Origin of the sequence: Pseudomonas helleri, from assembly GCF_009600315.1 — a bacterium.
GTDB lineage: Bacteria > Pseudomonadota > Gammaproteobacteria > Pseudomonadales > Pseudomonadaceae > Aquipseudomonas > Aquipseudomonas helleri_A.
In genome coordinates this window covers 1-16,847 of sequence record NZ_WIWC01000061.1, presented here as the reverse complement: position 1 = coordinate 16,847, position 16,847 = coordinate 1, and the positions used below count along the sequence as shown (strand labels likewise).

The window sequence follows — 16,847 nt, the reverse complement described above, 5'->3', positions numbered from 1 at the left end:
CATCCATGGCCCAACACGGCTCTCCCGGCATCCATGCCGGTCGACCCACTCCGCGAAACCTCCTCTCGGCCTCCCGAAGGGGCGGCAGATCAAAATCAAAAGCAGATCAAAAGCCAAATTACAGATCTGATCACAAACCGGAGCTTATCCCGGTGCCTTGTCAGCGACCAAAGACTCTCATGTGAGCCTTCTTGTTCGCTTTAAATTAAGCCTTCGGCTTCTCGTTATACCGAGTAACTCCCGCCTCTTCAGGTGCTGCTTATGTCTGCCGCCGCCACGCTGGTCAATCACCTGCGCAAATGTCTGAGTAAACCCACCGGCTATCAGTTGTTCGACATTCAGCTCAAGCAGCGTATTGCCTTGAGCCCTTCGTTGACGCGCTTGGTGTTCAGCGGCAAGGATGTGTCGCTCATGCGCACGCTGGCGCCTGACCAGCGTGTGAAGGTGTTCTTCCCGTCTGCCAGCGGCGCCGCGTCCCGGCTGCCCAAACACGGCGACTGGCAGGCCGCCCGCCGTGGTTTGAGCGCCGAGCAAAGACCGGCGATGCGCACCTACACAATTCGCGATCTGCGCCCCGACAGCGGCGAGCTGGACATCGACTTTGTGCTGCACGGCGAAACCGGCCCGGCCTCACGCTGGGCGGTTCACGCCGCACCGGGCGACTGCCTGCAAATCGTCGCGCCCAACGCGGCTTATCACGCTGATCCCGGTGGCTATGAATGGCTGCCACCACAAGGGGTACGCAACGTGCTGTTGATCGGCGATGAAACGGCGTTGCCGGCCATCGCCGGTATTCTCCAACAACTGGCTGGCCAGCTCGACGCCCCTCAGGTTCAGGCCTTTATCGAAGTGCCGCAAGAGTCCGACTGCCTGCCTTTGATCTGCGGCCTGAACACCAAGGTCCACTGGATGCCCCGTGCCAGCCTGAGCCAGCCACACGGCGCGGGCATGATTATGGCCGCGCGGGAACTGGCCAGTTTGCCCCCCACGCCTGCGCAAACGCGCAGCGCCATCGCCCTGCAAACACTGGATCTGGACACCCAACGCCCCTGGGAACTGGCCAGCGCCAAACAAAGCGAGTTCTATGCCTGGGTGGCGGGTGAATCCTCAGCCGTCATGGCCATTCGCGCGTTTTTTATCAATGACCGCGGGCTCGACCGCAAAGGACTGACCTTGATGGGCTACTGGAAACAGGGCCGCTCGCTGGAATGAGGACAATTGGAAACACTTCTTTACATCTCGGCCTTCGGGTTTTGCCTGTCTGATTCGTCCTACATGGATAAGCAATCGCTTCGCATTGGCGATTAGACACCCGCTCAGACGTGAGTTTGCCGTTCCCCATGTCCAAAAAGTCCCGTTCAAAGCTCTGGTTTCTGGTGCACAGCTGGCTGACGCTGCCCATTTGGTTCTTTGTGTTGATTGTCTGTGTGACCGGCACACTGGCGGTGGTGAGTCAGGAAATCGTCTGGCTGGCCACCCCGCAGGCCCGTGCCACGCAGCCTTCTGATGATGCACCCTTGCTGACCTATGATCAGGTGCTCAGCGCCATTCACGCGGCCGAACCCAAGCTGGCGGTGCAGTCGATCAGCCGCCCCGATGAGTCGCATTTTGCGCTGGTGGCCGACGTGGTGTACCCGGACGGCCGCTCGCCGTCGCTGTATATCAACCCCTACACCGGGGCGATTCAGGGCGAAAGCCCGAGCTTTGACTTCAAGGCCTTTACCCGCGCCCTGCACGGCTGGTGGCTGGTGCCGTTTACCAATGGCTATAGCTGGGGCTGGTACCTGGTGTCATTTCTGGGCTTGCCTTTACTCGGCTCGCTGATTACCGGGCTGGTGGTCTATAAAAAATTCTGGAAAGGCTTTTTCAAACCCAATCTGCGCTTTAACCACGGGGCGCGGATTTTTTGGGGCGACTTCCACCGCCTGTGCGGTATCTGGTCGATCTGGTTTATCGCCGTCATTTCCATCACCGGCCTGTGGTTTCTGATTCAGGCATTTATGTTCGATAACCAGATTTCCATCTCCACGGCGGGCAATCCGCCGGTGGTGGCGCGTCAGGATGTACCGATCATGCCGGACGGCAAACCGGCACCGCAGATCAGCCTCGATCAAGCCGTGAATATCGCCGCCCGGAACATCCCCGGCCTTGAGGCCAGCTTTGTCAGCCTGCCGAGCAATGCCTACGGCCACATCGAAATCGGCGGCCCCGGCTGGTATCCGCTGCTGTACCAAACCGCCGACATCAACCCGTACAACGGCGCTATCGAAGGCTCGCGGATGATTGCCGACCGTTCCGGGCTGGAGCTGGTGACCGAATCCATGCGGCCGCTGCACACCGGCGATTTTGGCGGGTTGTGGGTCAAGCTGATCTGGTTTTTCTTCGGTCTGATCCTCAGCATGATGGTGCTCAGCGGCTTGCTGATCTGGACCAAACGCACGGCGCTGGCCACCGCTCACGCACTTAAGCGCAGCACTCAACCGGCCCATCAGGTGGCCAGTCGCGAACACACCGAAGAGGCCAACGCATGAGCAAGGCAGTGAAGCCAGCGCCCGCTTCCCGACTGGGCCGGTGGTGGCTCAAATGGCGTTTTCACATCAATATTCTGCTGTTGCTGGTGCCGCTGGGTTTTATGCCCAAGTACTTTGCCGATGCTTCGTTATTTAGGGGTGACAGCGGGCTGGGCGAGCGCGACATCGGCACCGTGCAGGTTGGCCCCTGGAGTGTGCAGCTGGCCGAGATGCGCGCCGAAGCACCCACCCCCGATGGCCCGGCCGGGTATATGAAAAGCTTTAACGCCGCGCTCTGTGAGACCTGTATCGAACCGGTCAAGGCCGCGTACCTGCGTATCGGCAAGCCGCGCAGCTTGCGGGCCGCCGGGGTGATTTTCTTCGGCACGCCCTACCGCCTGAGCGCCACCCTGCCCATCCCGGAACGCACTCAGGCTGACGCCGAGCTGTGGATCACCCTTGAAGGGTGGGACGGCTCCATGCATCAGGCATCCATTCCCCTGCGTCAGGCGTCACCGGCCACGGTCGCCTGGCTGGCTCAACGAGGAGGCAAGTAATGCGTTCCCACTTGTTTAAAAGCCCCGCCCTGGTGGGCGGGCTGTTGGCGCTGATGGGTTTCAGCGCGAGCGCGCTGGCCCATAACCCGATGTGTGAGTGCAAGGACATCGGCGGCGGTTTGATCCGCTGTACCGGCGGGTTTTCAGATGGCAGCGGCGCGCCGGGAGTGACACTGGATGTGATCGGCTACGACGAAACCATTCTGGTGGCAGGCAAACTGGGATCGGATTCCAGCCTGACCTTCAAGCGCCCGGACGCCGAGTTTTACGTGCTGTTCGATGCGGGCCCTGGCCATATCGTTGAAATCGACCAAGCCGATATCGAGGGCTCATGAGTACTCAGGTCGTGCGTCCGGCCGGTGCCGGGCATGAAACCCTCTATGTGCTGCTCTTGTGCCTGTTGATTCTGTGCATTGCCGGGTCGGTTGTGGCCTGGCGCCACGAATCAGCGCAGGTGACGTCGGTGGCGGCCCATCAACTGGATGCGCGCCGCGATCTGACAGCCGCCGAGCAAGGCATCTACGCCGACCTGCGGGTCACGCTGGATGAAATCCAGCTACTGCGTGAAGAATCGAGCAGCCTGCCGCCTTCGGCGCAATTGGCCGAGGAAGGGTTTGCGCCATTTGCCAGCGATGCCAGTTCGGTCAGCCGGGGCAATCACCGCTGGCAGTTGCTGGGCGAACAGGCCTATCTGGGCATCAGCCCCAACCCTGAAGTCGCGGGTTCTTTTTTGCTGCGTCTGGGCACTCAACCCGATATTTGGCTCAACCGCCAACCGGGCGTCAGCCCGCCCGCTGATATAAGCGATGAGGCCTTGAGCCAACAAGGCTGGCAGCAAGTGATCGCCCAATTCGATGCCGGAGTGACCCGCCAGCACCGGCACTGACCCCTTTTTTTGACCTGAGAGAAGACTGCTCGCCATGTCGATTTCATCTGTTGTGCGCCGCCGCACCCTGTTGCTGGCCGCCCTGCTCTGCGCCTGCCTGTCCCCCCTCGCATGGGCCGACACCCCGCCAGCGCTGGCCAAGCCGCTGCGCATTGGTATCACCCTGCATCCGTATTACAGCTATGTAAAAAACATCGTCGGTGACAAGGCCGAAGTGGTGCCGTTGATTCCCGCAGGCTTCAACCCGCATGCCTACGAACCCCGCGCCGAAGACATTAAACGCATCGGCACGCTGGACGTCATCGTGCTCAATGGCGTAGGCCATGATGATTTTGCCGACCGTATGATCGAAGCCAGTGAAAAACCTGATATTGCCGTCATTGAAGCCAACCAGAATGTGCCACTGCTGGCCGCCACTGGTACCGCCGCCCGGGGCGCGGGAAAAGTGGTCAACCCGCACACCTTTCTGTCGATCAGCGCCTCCATTGCTCAGGTCAACAACATCGCCCGTGAGCTGGGCAAGCTCGACCCGGCCAACGCCAAAACCTACACCGCCAATGCCCGCGCCTACGGCAAACGTCTGCGCCAGATGCGTGCCGATGCACTGGCCAAGCTGACTCAAGCCCCCAACGCAGACTTGCGTGTCGCTACCGTGCACGCGGCCTACGATTACTTGCTGCGTGAATTTGGTCTTGAAGTCACCGCCGTGGTGGAACCGGCGCACGGGATCGAACCCAGCCCCAGCCAGTTGAAGAAAACCATCGACCAACTGCGCGCACTGGATGTGAAGGTGATCTTTTCGGAGATGGACTTCCCCTCGACCTATGTAGAGACCATTCAGCGCGAATCCGGGGTCAAGTTGTACCCGCTGTCGCACATTTCCTATGGCGACTACAGCGCCGACAAATACGAAAAAGAGATGACCAATAACCTCAATACGGTGGTCAAGGCGATTCAGGAGTCCGGCGCATGAGCGCTGCCGAACCGCTGTGCGTGAAAGTCTGCGGCCCCGCTGTCGAGTTCGATCAGGTGTCGCTGACACTGGGGCGCACCCTCATTCTGGATCAGGTCAGTTTCAGCATTGCTCCCGGCACAGTGCATGCGCTGGTCGGCCCGAACGGCGGTGGCAAAAGCTCATTGATCAAGACCCTTCTGGGGCAAATGCCGCATCAGGGCCGCCTGAGCCTGGACTGGCCGGGCGAACCGGGGCTGATCGGCTATGTGCCGCAAGCGCTGGAGTTTGATCGCGGCTTGCCGATGACCGTCGACGACTTTATGGCCGCCCTGTGCCAGCGTCGCCCTGCCTTTATGGGCGTGTCGCGCAAGGTCGCCCCGGCCATCGGCGAGGCATTGGAACGCGTGGGCATGCAAGACAAACGCAAGCGGCGCATGGGCGCGTTGTCCGGCGGCGAACGCCAGCGGGTGTTGCTGGCGCAGGGGCTGATCCCGGCCCCGCAATTACTGGTGCTGGATGAACCCATGTCGGCACTGGATGAAGCCGGGGCGCAGGTGTTCGAGCGCTTGTTGAATGACTGGCGTCAGGCAGGCGTGACCGTGGTGTGGATCGAGCATGATCTGGCGGCGGTCAAACGTCTGGCCGAGCGCGTCACCGGGCTTAACCGTCAGGTGTTGTTCGATGGAAAACCTGAGCAGACCCTCAGCCCCGAGCGTTTGCTCAGCCTGTTTTCCACCCATCCCAAGGCCCGCGCAGGTGTTCAGCCATGAGTTACGAAGCCTTTCGTTTGCTGATTCAGGGCTGGGCCAGTGCCGGGTATCTGCCCGAGATTCTGGCCTATGGCTTTGTGCTCAACGCGCTGATCGCCGGGGTGCTGATCGGCCCGGTGCTGGGCGGGCTGGGTACGCTGGTGGTGGTCAAACGCTTTGCGTTTTTCTCCGAAGCCGTAGGCCATGCCGCGCTGACGGGCGTGGCCATCGGCATCCTGCTGGGCGAGCCCTACACCGGGCCTTATGGCAGCCTGTTTGGTTACTGCCTGCTGTTCGGCATCCTGCTCAATTACCTGCGCAACCGCACTGGCCTGTCGCCGGACACCTTGATCGGCGTGTTTCTGTCGGTGTCGCTGGCGCTGGGTGCCAGCCTGCTGCTGATACTGGCGGGCAAGATCAACGTCCACATCCTTGAAAACGTGCTGTTCGGTTCGGTGTTGACGGTCAATGGCAACGACTTGCTGGTGTTGGCGATTGTCGGCGCCCTGGTGCTGGGCCTGAGCCTGCCGCTGTACAACCGCATCATGCTGGCCAGTTTCAATCCGCAACTGGCGGCGGTGCGCGGGGTGGCGGTCAAGACCCTGGATTATCTGTTTGTGATTCTGGTGACGCTGATTACCGTGGCGGCAGTCAAGGTGATTGGTGCGATTCTGGTGGGGGCGTTGCTGGTGATTCCGGCCGCCGCAGCGCGTCTGCTCAGCCAATCGCTGAAAGGGTTTTTCTGGATCTCCGTGGTGATTGCCACCGTCAGCACCCTGTGCGGGATCTTACTGCCCATCGTCTTCGACCTGCCGATTCCGTCCGGTGCGGCAATCATTTTGATGGCGGGTATCGCCTTCGCCTTTGCGGCCCTCGCCCGTGGCGTGGTGCCCAGCCTGAAAGGGAATATTGGATAAATGAACACGCTGCGCACATTGACCCTCGCTTTGGCCATGACAGGCCTGTTGAACGCACCGTTGCAGGCGGCCGACACCAGCGTCCTCGCCAGCCTGCCGATTACCTATGGTTTGAGTGACCTGCTGCTCAAAGCCAGTGGCGTGAAGTTGCAGCATGCTGCGCCGGCCAACCTGCCGGGCAGCCGCCAGAGTGCCTATTTCAGCGGGCGCGGTGCACCAGCCCTGCACACGCTGGCGCAAAACGCCGATGCGGTGGTGGGCGTGCGTTCGTTGTGGAGTGACGACCCGCTGTACCCGATGGCTCGTCGCAGCAATATCCGCATTGTTGAAATCGATGCCGCCCGCCCGGTGGACGGCAGCTTGCCGGGTATTGCTGTGCAGCCGGGTGCCCAGCGTGACGGTTTGAACAGCCAGCCGTGGCTGGCCAGTAACAATATGGGGCGCATGGCGGATGTGATTGCGGCGGATCTGGTGCGCCTGGCGCCGGATGCGAAACCCAAGATTGAGGCGAATTTGGCGGCCCTTAAGCAGCGCTTGCTCAAGCTGACGGCCGACAGCGAGGCGCGTCTGGCTCAGGCCGATAACCTGAGCGTGGTCAGTTTGTCTGATCGGCTGGATTATCTGATTGGCGGGTTGAATCTGGAGCGGGTTGCGGTGGCACACACCGGCGATGAGCCGTGGACGCCGCAAGCGCTTGAAGGGTTGACGCAGACGCTGAAAGACAACGAGGTGGCGCTGGTGCTGGATCACCGTCAGCCGAGCGCCGAGGTGAAGGCTGCGATTGCTGCGGGCGGTGCTCAGCTCGTGGTGGTTGGCGCGGAAGGGGAAGATCCGGTGGCTGAGTTGCAGGGTGCGATTGATTCAATTGTTAAGGTGTTGAGTAAGGGTTGAGCTTGAAAAACCTCACCCCAACCCTCTCCCAGAGGGAGAGGGAGCCGATTTGCGTTAGGACATAAACCTGTGACATCCCCCAATCAGTCCCCTCTCCCTCTGGGAGAGGGTTAGGGTGAGGGAAAACGCTTATTGCGCAACCACCGCATCCATCTTCTGACGCAGGCTCAACGGCCGCATATCCGTCCACACTTCTTCGATATACGCCAGGCACTCAGCCTTCAAACCACTTTTGCCCACCGCGCGCCAGCCTTCTGGAATGGCCTTGTAATCCGGCCAGATCGAGTATTGATCCTCGTGGTTAACCACCACTTGGAAGAGGATGTCGTCGCGGTCAAATACTGAACTCATGTGCGGGTCTCCGTCGCAGAAAGGGATATACAACTAACGTTTGGCCAAGGCCCGGAATTACAGGCGAGCGATCGCCGCCGCCAGCGCATTGCCGAAAATGGCCGCGACGTGGTCGATTTCAGCCGCCGTGATGATCAATGGCGGCAGGAAGCGCACCACCGCGCCCTGTCGACCGCCCAACTCCAGAATCAGCCCGCGCTTCAGGCATTCGCGCTGCACCAGCGGTGCCAGACGGGCAAACACCGGCGCATGGCCTTGACTGTCAGGCGTGCCCGCCGGGTCTACCAGCTCAACCCCCAACATCAACCCGCGCCCGCGAATATCACCCAACTGCGGGAAGTCACGTTGAAGGATGTGCAGGTGCTCGCTCAGCCGTTCGCCCATGGCTGCCGCATGGTCGGCCACGTTGTGTTGCTTGAGGTAGCGCATCACCGCAGAACCCGCCGCCATCGCCATCTGGTTACCTCGGAACGTACCCGCATGGGCGCCCGGCAACCAGGTGTCGAGCCATTCGCGGTACACCACCACCGCCAACGGCAGGCTGCCGCCGATGGCTTTGGATAACACCACGACGTCAGGGACGATGCCCGCGTGCTCAAAGGCGAACATTTTGCCGGTGCGGGCAAAACCGCTCTGGATTTCATCGACAATCAGCGCCACACCCGCCTGCTCGGTGATGCGCCGCAGGCCGCGCAGCCAGTCCAGATCGGCCGGAATCACGCCGCCCTCGCCCTGCACCACTTCAACGATCACTGCGGCGGGCAATTGCACACCCGCTTCCGGGTCGCTGAACAGGGTTTCAAGGTAATGCAGGTTGGCCTGCACGCCCGCCTTGCCGCCCAGCCCGAACGGGCAGCGGTAATCGTAGGGGTATGGCATGAATTGCACGCCGTTGTTGAGCAGCGCGGCAAGGGGTTTTTTCGGCCCCAGGCTGCCCATCAGGCTCAAGGCGCCCTGGCTCATGCCGTGATAACCGCCCGAGAACGACACCACGGTGGTGCGCCCGGTGGCGGTGCGCACCAGCTTGAGCGCCGCTTCCACCGCGTCGGTGCCGGTTGGGCCGCAGAACTGGATTTTTGCTTCGCGGGCCAAGGCTTCAGGCAACAGGCCAAACAGGTCCTGCACAAACTGGTCTTTGACCGGCGTGGTCAGGTCGAGGGTGTGCAACGGCAAGCCGTCTGCCAGCACTTGCTGGATGGCCTCGATCACCACCGGGTGGTTGTGCCCCAGCGCCAAGGTGCCGGCACCCGCCAGGCAATCGATAAAACGACGCCCTTCAACATCCTCGACGTACAAGCCCGCAGCGCGTTTGAGCGCCAGCGGAATGCGTCGCGGGTAGCTGCGGGCGTTGGATTCCTGACGGCTCTGGCGGGCCAGCAGCGCGGACTCTTCGAATTCATACAGGGTGTCGGCCGGACTGATCCTGACCGGCTGATCTTCAACAAGGCTGGTGGCAACTGACATTCCCGGGACCCTCAATACGCTGATGAGATTGACCAAAACTTTCCTGCTTTGGAAACGCATCAACGTGCTGAGGATTTAGCCCCGTGAAGAATTACTCCGCCTGTTTGACCCGTGACTTGTTGCGCAGCACCGAGCGGTAAGCCAGACCCAGCACCGCGAACCACACCGGCACCATGTACAGCGCTTGGCGGGTGTCGTTCTCCAGTGCCAGCAAGGCCAGGATAAACACAAAAAAGCCCAGGCAAACCCAGACCATCACCTTGCCGCCCGGCATTTTGTAATTCGAAGCACGGTGCAGGTGGGCACTCTTTTTGCGATACGCCAGATAGGACAGCAGGATCATGGTCCAGACGAACATGAACAAGGTGGCCGACACGGTGGTGATCAGGGTGAAGGCTTCCATCAGGTTAGGCACCAGATAGATAACCAAGGCACCGGCCAGCAGGCAGATGCAGGAAAAAATCAACCCGTTGGACGGCACGGCCTGCTTGGACAAGTGCATAAACTTGCGCGGTGCATCGCCCTCCACCGCCAGCCCGAACAGCATGCGGCTGGTGGAAAACACGCCGCTGTTGGCCGAGGACGCCGCCGAGGTCAGCACCACGAAGTTGATGATGGCGGCTGCCGCAGGCAAGCCAGCCAGCATAAACAGCTCAACAAACGGACTTTTATTGGCGACGACATCGCGCCACGGGGTCACGGCCAGAATCGCAATCAAGGCGAACACGTAAAACATGATGATGCGCAGCGGGATTGAGTTGATTGCCCGTGGCAGGTTGCGTTCCGGGTTTTTGGTTTCGGCGGCAGTGGTGCCCACCAGTTCAATGCCGACAAAGGCAAACACGGCAATCTGGAAACCGGCGAAGAAGCCCATCAGTCCATGGGGGAACATGCCGCCGTCATTCCACAGGTTGGTCAGCGACGCGGTATTGCCGGTGGGTGACTGGAACGACGTCACGACCATGTACAGCCCCGTGCAGACCAGCCCGCAGATGGCGATGATTTTGATCATGGCGAACCAGAATTCCAGCTCGCCGAACATTTTCACGGTCAGCAAGTTGAGCGACAACAACACCGCCACGCAGCCAATCGCCGGCATCCACAAAGGAATGTCGGGGAACCAGAACTGGGTATAACCGGAGATGGCAATCACATCGGCAATGCCCGTGACGATCCAGCAAAACCAGTAAGTCCAGCCCGTAAAGTAGCCTGCCATGGGGCCTAGCAGGTCAGTGGAGAAATCGATGAAGGATTTGTAGTTGAGGTTGGATAACAGCAACTCACCCATGGCCCGCATGACGAAAAACAGCATAAAGCCAATGATCATGTAGACGAAAATGATCGACGGGCCTGCCAGGCTGATGGTCTTGCCCGAGCCCATAAACAGGCCGGTACCGATAGCACCGCCAATGGCAATCAGTTGGATATGACGATTGGACAGACTGCGCTTAAGCTCCGGTTCATCCCCATCAGCTTGGGGAGCAAGTGGTGCGTCCTTCATTGTTTTCATACCTTGCAATGACTTTTACAAAACGTCATTAAACAGAAGGCATTGAATTAAAACCAGAAAAACGAGCGGCTCAAACGCCGCAGGGGGTAACGGGAGCCCGTAGCAGTTGCCGAAGGCGACGTCTCCTGAGTTCCGAATTCACGACGACTGCGTCGCCGAACGCAGCCTACGGCAGCTGCTACGAGTGGGATGACAGCGGCATGCGCAACTCCACCCGCAAACCATCCGGCTGGCTGTCGAATTTCAATTCCCCGGCGCAGCGCTCGACAATCGCTTGCACGATCGCCAGGCCCAACCCACAGCCGTTGCTGTTGCCATTGCGCCAGAAGCGCTGAGTCATGTGCTGCAAGGTGTCAGGTGAAATACCCGGCCCGTGGTCGCGCACCGCAAAACAGACCTGCCGCCCTTCAATGCGCACGGCCAGCTCCACCGGAGTGTCGGCAGGGGCATGGCGCAATGCGTTGTCCAGCAGGTTACGCAAAGCCGCGATGGCCAGCACCGACGGCACCTCCAGCGCGGTCGTCGGCAAATCCTGCGGCAGGTTCAAAGTGACCCGCTCGGCCGCACCACTGGCGGCATCGTGTATCGCCAGCCGTGCCACTTGCTCAGCCGAACACTGCACGCCATCGTCGAACGACAGGCTACCTTCGACCCGCGCCAGTAACAGTAATTGCTCCAGCGTGCGATGCAGACGGTCGGCACCGGCTTCGGCGTGGGCCAGTGATTGCTCCCGCGCCGCGCCGTCGGTCATGCGCGCCACTTGCAGGTGGGTTTTGATCGCGGTCAGCGGGCTGCGCAACTCGTGGGCCGCATCGCCGGTCAGGCGCCGCTCACGCTCAAGGGCTTTGGCGATACGCGCCAGCAATTGGTTCTGGGAATCGAGCAGCGGTTTCAATTCGCTGGGCAACGGGTCGATCTGCAACGGTTGCAGCGAATCGGCATCACGTCGCATCAAGGCATCGCGCATCCGTTTAAGCGGCGCCAGCCCTTGGCCGATGCCCAGCCACAACAGGAACAAACAAACGATCAAGGCCATGCCCACCGGCACCGACGCGGCGAGCAATACCGACAGGTTCAACGCCTCGCGTTCAACCTGACGGTCGGCCGTGGTGATGCGCACATCGCCGCGATCCAGGGTGAAGGTGCGCCACACGGCACCCTCAATCACTTGATCATGAAAGCCGGTGGCTTCTGATTGCATCGGCTCGTCGGGATGGTTGTGGCTGCGTGCCAGAATTTCCCCGCGCAGCGAGCTGACCTGACAGGCCATGCCGCCAGGAATGGTCAACTGTTCGGCGCTGAAATGGGTGCCCTCGCCTTTGACCGGCAACGGCGGCAGTTGCTCCAGCAAGCCCGCGACCATGCGCGCCGAAGCCACCAGCCGCTGGTCGAGGGAAAACATCATTTGCTGGCGCAGGTCACTGAGCATCCAGGCCGCCGCCAATGCCCAGACCAGCACGAAGGCCGAGCCGATGATCAGGCTCAAACGCAGGCGCATGCTCATGGTTGAGGCGGCTCAGTGCCGTCAGCCTGGCCCAGACGATAGCCCAGGCCGCGCACGGTCTCGACAATGCCGTTACCCAACTTGCGCCTCAGGTGATGGATATGCACGTTCAGGGCATTGCTCTCCAGTTCGTCGCCGAAGCCATAAATGCTGTCCTTGAGTTGTTCGGTGGACAGCACACGACCGCGGTTATGCAGCAAGGCTTGCAACAACGCTTGTTCGCGGCGGGACAAGTCCACCGGCTGACCCGCCAGCAGTGTCACGCGGCTGCTGGGGTCATAACTCAAGGCGCCGTGCTCGATCAGGTTGACGCTGCGCCCGGCCACGCGCCGCAGCAAGGTGTGCAAGCGAGCGGCCAGTTCCCGCAGATCAAAGGGTTTGAGCAGGTAATCATCAGCACCGGCTTGCAGGCCATCAACCCGGTCCGTCACCGAGTCACGCGCCGTCAGCACCAATACCGGCAAATCGAAGCCTTGTTGACGCAATTGTTGCAGCAGCTTGAGACCGTCTTCATCCGGCAAACCGAGGTCAAGCACCATGACATCGAACTGCGCGGCCTTGAGCATGGCCCGCGCCGCACTGGCAGTGCCCACATGCTCAACGGTCAGGCCCTGGGCCGTCAGCCCGGCCACAATGCCGCTGGCGATCAGTTCGTCGTCTTCACAAACCAGTACATGCATGCTGATACCCGCGTAAATGCGCCGATTAAAAGGCGATGGGATTAAGGGCAGATTATGCCGCGAACAGTCCGATAGTAGGCCAGCGGGCGCGTCAGGGGTTAATGATCGGTTAATCGCTGGCTTGCACTGTAGCCGCACTTGTTTTTGTTTAAGGTTGTTTAACATGCGTGTGTTGTTGACCTTGCTGCTGGTATGCCTGGCCAGCCTGGCCCATGCCGGGAGCGCGGGCGACCCCTTCGGCCAGCCGGATTTCCTGCCGGTTAAAAAAGCCTTTGTGTTTACCAGCCAAGCGCTTCCTTCCGGCGAAACCCGCCTGCACTGGAACATCGCTGATAGCTATTACCTCTATCAGAAGCGCTTCAAGTTCGACGGTCTTGATCCGGCCCATCAGCCTGTGCTGCCCCAGGGGCTTGAGCACAGTGATGAGTTCTTTGGCGCCACTCAGGTGTATCGCGATCAAGTTGAGGTGTTGATTCCGGCGGGCGCCAGCGGTCAGGTCAAGGTCAGCTGGCAAGGCTGTGCCGATGCCGGCCTGTGTTACCCGCCGCAAACTCAAGTGGTGGATCTGGGCGGCACACAAGCCGGGGCTGGCACCGGGCAGGCGCAAGACCAGTCACTGGCGTCGAGCTTGCAGCAACGTTCGCTGGGCTGGAGTTTATTGCTGTTTTTCGGCCTGGGCCTGTTGCTCGCCTTCACCCCCTGCACCCTGCCGATGTTGCCCATTCTGGCCGGGCTGGTGGTCGGCAGCGGGGCCAGCGCCGGTCGCGGTTTTGCCGTGGCGGGCAGTTACGTGGTGAGCATGGCACTGGTGTATGCGGGGCTTGGCGTGCTGGCCGCGATGCTGGGGGCCAACCTGCAAGCCATGCTGCAACAACCCTGGTTGTTGGGCAGCTTCGCGGCGCTGTTCGTGGTATTGGCGCTGCCGATGTTTGGCTTTTTTGAGCTGCAATTACCCTCTGCGCTACGTGATCGGCTGGAAACGGCCAGCCGCGGCCGCAAAGGCGGCAGCTTGCTGGGTGCGGGTATTCTTGGCGCGCTCTCCGGTTTGCTGGTCGGCCCGTGCATGACCGCGCCTTTGGCGGGCGCCCTGCTGTTTATTGCCCAAAGCGGCAATGCGCTACAAGGCGCTCTGGTGTTATTCGTCATGGGCGTCGGGATTGGCGTGCCACTGTTATTGCTGGTGACGGTGGGCAGCCGCTTCCTGCCCAAGCCCGGCGCGTGGATGGACATGATGAAAGGCCTGTTCGGCTTCCTGTTCCTGGCCACGGCCTTGCTGTTGGTGCGCCCGGTGCTCGATGAGTCGCTGTGGGTCGGTCTGTGGGGCGTGCTGCTGTTGGTTTTGGCCAATAGCCTGTGGCAACAATCGACCCGGTTCTTGCGCGCCAGCCCCCTGTTCAGACCGTTGAGCTTGCTGGCGGGTCTGTGGGGCGGTCTTTTAGTGATCGGCGCGGCCGGTGGCAGCACCGATGTCTGGCAACCCTTGCAGGTGTACACCGCCAAGACCGTGACGGGCAGCAATACGGCAACGGCCCACGATGCGTTTATCACCGTCAGCGACCCGGCCGGTCTTGAGCGCGAGTTGAACAGCGCGAAAGAGCAAGGCCAATGGGTACTGCTCGATTATTACGCCGACTGGTGCGTGTCGTGCAAAGTCATGGAGAAGCAGGTCTTTGGTCAACCGCAGGTCATGGACGCTTTGCAGGGTGTACGCCTGTTGCGTCTTGACGTGACCGCCGATACTGTCGCCAGCCGCGAATTGCTCAGCCGTTATCAGGTGCCAGGGCCGCCGAGTTTTATCTGGATCGGCCCCAATGGCGTTGAGCGTCGCGCGCAGCGGATTACGGGCGAAGTGAACGCCCAGACCTTTTTGAATAACTGGAACGCCACCCGGGAACACCTCTGAATGCTGACACTGACCATCGGTTCGTTTGCGCTGGCAATCAACCATTTGCTGCTGATACTGGCCCTCGCTCTGGCGACGCTGGTGGGTTGGCGAGTGGCCAAACGCGGCGGTGAAAATCCGGAGTCAGTGCTGTTCGGCCTGTTTTTACTGGGCTTGCTGGTGGCTCGCTTAAGCTTTGTGATTCATTACTGGCGCTATTTCCAGCAGGACCTGCTGCAAATCCTCGATGTGCGCGACGGCGGTTTCCTGCTGTGGCCCGGCTTGGTGGCCGTTGTCATTGGCGCGCTGATCATCGGCTGGCGTCGTTGCGGACTGCGCCGCCCACTGGGCTGGGGGCTGATCAGCGGCCTGACGTTCTGGCTGCTGGCCACCTTCTCTTCCAGCCTCTATGAACAGGGCACGCACATGCCGGACATGGTGTTGCGCGATGCCAATGGCGAGTCCGTGCAACTGAGCAGTTATCAGGGCGGCCCGCTGGTGATCAATTTGTGGGCCACCTGGTGCCCACCGTGTCGGCGTGAAATGCCGGTGCTGCAAAAGGCCCAGACGCAGAATCAAGACGTCACTTTCCTGTTCGTCAATCAGGGCGAAAGCATGCAAAGCGTCAGCACCTTCCTTGAAACACAAGGTCTGAACCTCAATAACGTGCTATTCGACAGCGGCGGTCAATTGGGCCAAAAAGTCGGCTCAATGGCCCTGCCAACCACTCTTTTTTACAGCCCCCAAGGCCGCCTTTTGAGCAGCCATCTGGGTGAATTGTCCGAAGCCAGTCTGGCCCGTGCGCTGGAGAGCTTCGACGCCCTTAATTCGAGGAATGTACACACATGTTCAACCGCAAACTGCTGACCCTGGGCATCACCACCCTGCTCGGCGCGACCTTGCTGCAATCGCCGCTGCTGCACGCTGAAGAATGGCCGGCGCCGATCAAAAAGATCGAAGCCAAAGGGGCCAAAATCATCGGCAGTTTCGAGGCGCCCAGCGGCCTGAAGGGTTATGCGGCGCAGTATCAAAACCGAGGCATGGCGTTGTATTTGACCCCGGACGGCAAGAACGTGCTGGTGGGTAATTTGTATGACGCGCAAGGCAATGACCTGAGCCTGGCGCCGCTGCAAAAGCTGGTGTATGAGCCGATGGCCAAGCAAGTCTGGGGAGAAATGGAGAAGAGCAACTGGATTGCTGACGGCAAAAAAGATGCACCGCGCATCGTCTACCTGTTCAGCGACCCGAACTGCCCGTATTGCAACATGTTCTGGGAGCAGGCCCGCCCTTGGGTCGATTCGGGCAAGGTGCAATTGCGCCACATTATGGTTGGCATCATCCGTGAAGACAGCCCGGCCAAATCCGCCGCGTTGTTGGCGGCCAAAGACCCGCAGACGGCCCTGCATGACCATGAAAAAGCGGGCAAGGCCAGTACGCTCAAACCGCTGAGCCAAATCCCGGCAGAGGTTCAAGCCAAGCTGGACGCCAATGCGCAGTTGATGACCGAACTGAATGTGGCCGCGACCCCGGCGATTTTCTACCTGGACGAAAAAGGCGACTTGCAGCAACAGCAAGGTGCGCCATCGCCGGATAAATTGGTGAAGATTTTGGGACCCAAATAAGGGCAAAGCCAGGAGCACCCTCACCCTAGCCCTCTCCCAAAGGGAGAGGGGACTGATTGGGGGATATTGACTATCAGCTTCTACCTCAAAGCCGGGCGCTGAATCCGAAACCACCACCCATCAAGCGCCCTATCCCTCCGGGAGAGGGTTGGGGTGAGGGGCTGTTGACTATCAGCTTCTACCTCAAAGCCAAACGCTGAATCCGAACCCCCCCCAATCAAGCCCCCTCTCCCTCCGGGAGAGGGCTGGGGTGAGGGCTGTTGACTATCAGCTTCAACCTCAAAGCCAAACACTGAATCCGAAACCACCCCAATCAAGCCCCCTCTCCCTCCGGGAGAGGGTTGGGGTGAGGGGCTGTTGACTATCAGC

The 16,847-nt window shown here is 60.5% G+C and carries 17 protein-coding genes; 12 read left to right on the top strand and 5 right to left on the bottom strand.

The features are described 5' to 3' along the window. Nucleotides 1-261 precede the first annotated feature (261 nt). The 9 genes from GHN86_RS22165 (at nt 262) to GHN86_RS22125 (ending at nt 7,465) form a co-directional block, all read left to right on the top strand. Nucleotides 262-1,212 (top strand): siderophore-interacting protein, encoded by a 951-nt coding sequence (locus GHN86_RS22165; protein ID WP_153387306.1) that lies wholly within the window; start codon nt 262-264, stop codon nt 1,210-1,212. Between the two features lie 128 nt (nt 1,213-1,340). Continuing rightward, nucleotides 1,341-2,531: a PepSY-associated TM helix domain-containing protein gene (locus tag GHN86_RS22160; RefSeq protein ID WP_153382803.1), complete on the top strand. Its 1,191-nt coding sequence runs from the start codon at nt 1,341-1,343 to the stop codon at nt 2,529-2,531. Further along, nucleotides 2,528-3,067 carry a thiamine pyrophosphate-binding protein gene (locus GHN86_RS22155; RefSeq protein WP_153382801.1) on the top strand — a complete coding sequence of 180 codons (540 nt, stop codon included), beginning with the start codon at nt 2,528-2,530 and terminating at the stop codon, nt 3,065-3,067. The genes GHN86_RS22160 and GHN86_RS22155 overlap by 4 nt, the downstream gene beginning before the upstream one ends. Then, complete coding sequence (locus GHN86_RS22150) at nt 3,067-3,402, top strand: hypothetical protein (protein ID WP_153382799.1); 336 nt, start codon at nt 3,067-3,069, stop codon at nt 3,400-3,402. The genes GHN86_RS22155 and GHN86_RS22150 overlap by 1 nt, the downstream gene beginning before the upstream one ends. Further along, entirely contained in the window at nt 3,399-3,953 is a 555-nt protein-coding gene (locus GHN86_RS22145; protein ID WP_153382797.1) for a DUF6162 family protein, read from the top strand. The genes GHN86_RS22150 and GHN86_RS22145 overlap by 4 nt, the downstream gene beginning before the upstream one ends. 34 nt (nt 3,954-3,987) lie before the next feature. Then, nucleotides 3,988-4,926, top strand: coding sequence for a metal ABC transporter substrate-binding protein (locus GHN86_RS22140; RefSeq protein ID WP_153382795.1), 939 nt, complete (start codon nt 3,988-3,990; stop codon nt 4,924-4,926). Continuing rightward, complete coding sequence (locus GHN86_RS22135) at nt 4,923-5,678, top strand: metal ABC transporter ATP-binding protein (RefSeq protein WP_153382793.1); 756 nt, start codon at nt 4,923-4,925, stop codon at nt 5,676-5,678. The genes GHN86_RS22140 and GHN86_RS22135 overlap by 4 nt, the downstream gene beginning before the upstream one ends. Next, a complete protein-coding gene (locus GHN86_RS22130; protein WP_153382791.1) occupies nt 5,675-6,574 on the top strand; it encodes a metal ABC transporter permease in 900 nt (299 codons plus the stop codon). Before GHN86_RS22135 ends, GHN86_RS22130 begins: the two co-directional genes overlap by 4 nt. After that, nucleotides 6,575-7,465 carry a metal ABC transporter solute-binding protein, Zn/Mn family gene (locus GHN86_RS22125; RefSeq protein WP_153382789.1) on the top strand — a complete coding sequence of 297 codons (891 nt, stop codon included), beginning with the start codon at nt 6,575-6,577 and terminating at the stop codon, nt 7,463-7,465. A gap of 129 nt (nt 7,466-7,594) precedes the next feature. Here the strand turns inward: GHN86_RS22125 and GHN86_RS22120 are convergent, their stop codons facing one another. The 5 genes from GHN86_RS22120 to GHN86_RS22100 all read right to left on the bottom strand — a co-directional run bounded on the left by GHN86_RS22120 (nt 7,595) and on the right by GHN86_RS22100 (nt 12,974). Next, complete coding sequence (locus GHN86_RS22120) at nt 7,595-7,816, bottom strand: MbtH family protein (protein WP_153382787.1); 222 nt, start codon at nt 7,814-7,816, stop codon at nt 7,595-7,597. 57 nt (nt 7,817-7,873) lie between these two features. Continuing rightward, complete coding sequence (locus GHN86_RS22115) at nt 7,874-9,280, bottom strand: aspartate aminotransferase family protein (RefSeq protein WP_153382785.1); 1,407 nt, start codon at nt 9,278-9,280, stop codon at nt 7,874-7,876. A 91-nt stretch (nt 9,281-9,371) separates the two neighbouring features. After that, a complete protein-coding gene (cycA, locus tag GHN86_RS22110) occupies nt 9,372-10,781 on the bottom strand; it encodes a D-serine/D-alanine/glycine transporter (RefSeq protein ID WP_153382783.1) in 1,410 nt (469 codons plus the stop codon). 187 nt (nt 10,782-10,968) lie between these two features. After that, nucleotides 10,969-12,294, bottom strand: coding sequence for an ATP-binding protein (locus GHN86_RS22105; RefSeq protein ID WP_153382781.1), 1,326 nt, complete (start codon nt 12,292-12,294; stop codon nt 10,969-10,971). Next, nucleotides 12,291-12,974, bottom strand: a complete 684-nt coding sequence (locus tag GHN86_RS22100; protein WP_153382779.1) for a response regulator — start codon at nt 12,972-12,974, stop codon at nt 12,291-12,293. The genes GHN86_RS22105 and GHN86_RS22100 overlap by 4 nt, the downstream gene beginning before the upstream one ends. Nucleotides 12,975-13,137: 163 nt before the next feature. On the opposite strand from GHN86_RS22100, the gene dsbD reads away from it, so the two are divergent. From dsbD to dsbG, 3 genes are read left to right on the top strand one after another with little or no spacing between them, the layout of a single operon-like run. Next, the gene (dsbD, locus tag GHN86_RS22095; protein ID WP_153387303.1) at nt 13,138-14,877 is read left to right on the top strand and encodes a protein-disulfide reductase DsbD; all 1,740 of its coding nucleotides are present in this window, start codon (nt 13,138-13,140) and stop codon (nt 14,875-14,877) included. Next, nucleotides 14,878-15,723 carry a TlpA family protein disulfide reductase gene (locus GHN86_RS22090; RefSeq protein WP_153382775.1) on the top strand — a complete coding sequence of 282 codons (846 nt, stop codon included), beginning with the start codon at nt 14,878-14,880 and terminating at the stop codon, nt 15,721-15,723. Further along, nucleotides 15,702-16,478: a thiol:disulfide interchange protein DsbG gene (dsbG, locus tag GHN86_RS22085; protein WP_153382773.1), complete on the top strand. Its 777-nt coding sequence runs from the start codon at nt 15,702-15,704 to the stop codon at nt 16,476-16,478. The genes GHN86_RS22090 and dsbG overlap by 22 nt, the downstream gene beginning before the upstream one ends. Nucleotides 16,479-16,847 lie beyond the last annotated feature (369 nt).

What these genes read in the sequence shown, in the direction of transcription:
- GHN86_RS22165 (WP_153387306.1), top strand. Translation starts at nt 262, where the DNA reads ATGTCTGCCGCCGCCACGCTGGTCAATCACCTGCGCAAATGTCTGAGT.
- GHN86_RS22160 (WP_153382803.1), top strand. Translation starts at nt 1,341, where the DNA reads ATGTCCAAAAAGTCCCGTTCAAAGCTCTGGTTTCTGGTGCACAGCTGG.
- GHN86_RS22155 (WP_153382801.1), top strand. Translation starts at nt 2,528, where the DNA reads ATGAGCAAGGCAGTGAAGCCAGCGCCCGCTTCCCGACTGGGCCGGTGG.
- GHN86_RS22150 (WP_153382799.1), top strand. Translation starts at nt 3,067, where the DNA reads ATGCGTTCCCACTTGTTTAAAAGCCCCGCCCTGGTGGGCGGGCTGTTG.
- GHN86_RS22145 (WP_153382797.1), top strand. Translation starts at nt 3,399, where the DNA reads ATGAGTACTCAGGTCGTGCGTCCGGCCGGTGCCGGGCATGAAACCCTC.
- GHN86_RS22140 (WP_153382795.1), top strand. Translation starts at nt 3,988, where the DNA reads ATGTCGATTTCATCTGTTGTGCGCCGCCGCACCCTGTTGCTGGCCGCC.
- GHN86_RS22135 (WP_153382793.1), top strand. Translation starts at nt 4,923, where the DNA reads ATGAGCGCTGCCGAACCGCTGTGCGTGAAAGTCTGCGGCCCCGCTGTC.
- GHN86_RS22130 (WP_153382791.1), top strand. Translation starts at nt 5,675, where the DNA reads ATGAGTTACGAAGCCTTTCGTTTGCTGATTCAGGGCTGGGCCAGTGCC.
- GHN86_RS22125 (WP_153382789.1), top strand. Translation starts at nt 6,575, where the DNA reads ATGAACACGCTGCGCACATTGACCCTCGCTTTGGCCATGACAGGCCTG.
- GHN86_RS22120 (WP_153382787.1), bottom strand. Translation starts at nt 7,816, where the DNA reads ATGAGTTCAGTATTTGACCGCGACGACATCCTCTTCCAAGTGGTGGTT.
- GHN86_RS22115 (WP_153382785.1), bottom strand. Translation starts at nt 9,280, where the DNA reads ATGTCAGTTGCCACCAGCCTTGTTGAAGATCAGCCGGTCAGGATCAGT.
- cycA (WP_153382783.1), bottom strand. Translation starts at nt 10,781, where the DNA reads ATGAAGGACGCACCACTTGCTCCCCAAGCTGATGGGGATGAACCGGAG.
- GHN86_RS22105 (WP_153382781.1), bottom strand. Translation starts at nt 12,294, where the DNA reads ATGAGCATGCGCCTGCGTTTGAGCCTGATCATCGGCTCGGCCTTCGTG.
- GHN86_RS22100 (WP_153382779.1), bottom strand. Translation starts at nt 12,974, where the DNA reads ATGCATGTACTGGTTTGTGAAGACGACGAACTGATCGCCAGCGGCATT.
- dsbD (WP_153387303.1), top strand. Translation starts at nt 13,138, where the DNA reads ATGCGTGTGTTGTTGACCTTGCTGCTGGTATGCCTGGCCAGCCTGGCC.
- GHN86_RS22090 (WP_153382775.1), top strand. Translation starts at nt 14,878, where the DNA reads ATGCTGACACTGACCATCGGTTCGTTTGCGCTGGCAATCAACCATTTG.
- dsbG (WP_153382773.1), top strand. Translation starts at nt 15,702, where the DNA reads ATGTTCAACCGCAAACTGCTGACCCTGGGCATCACCACCCTGCTCGGC.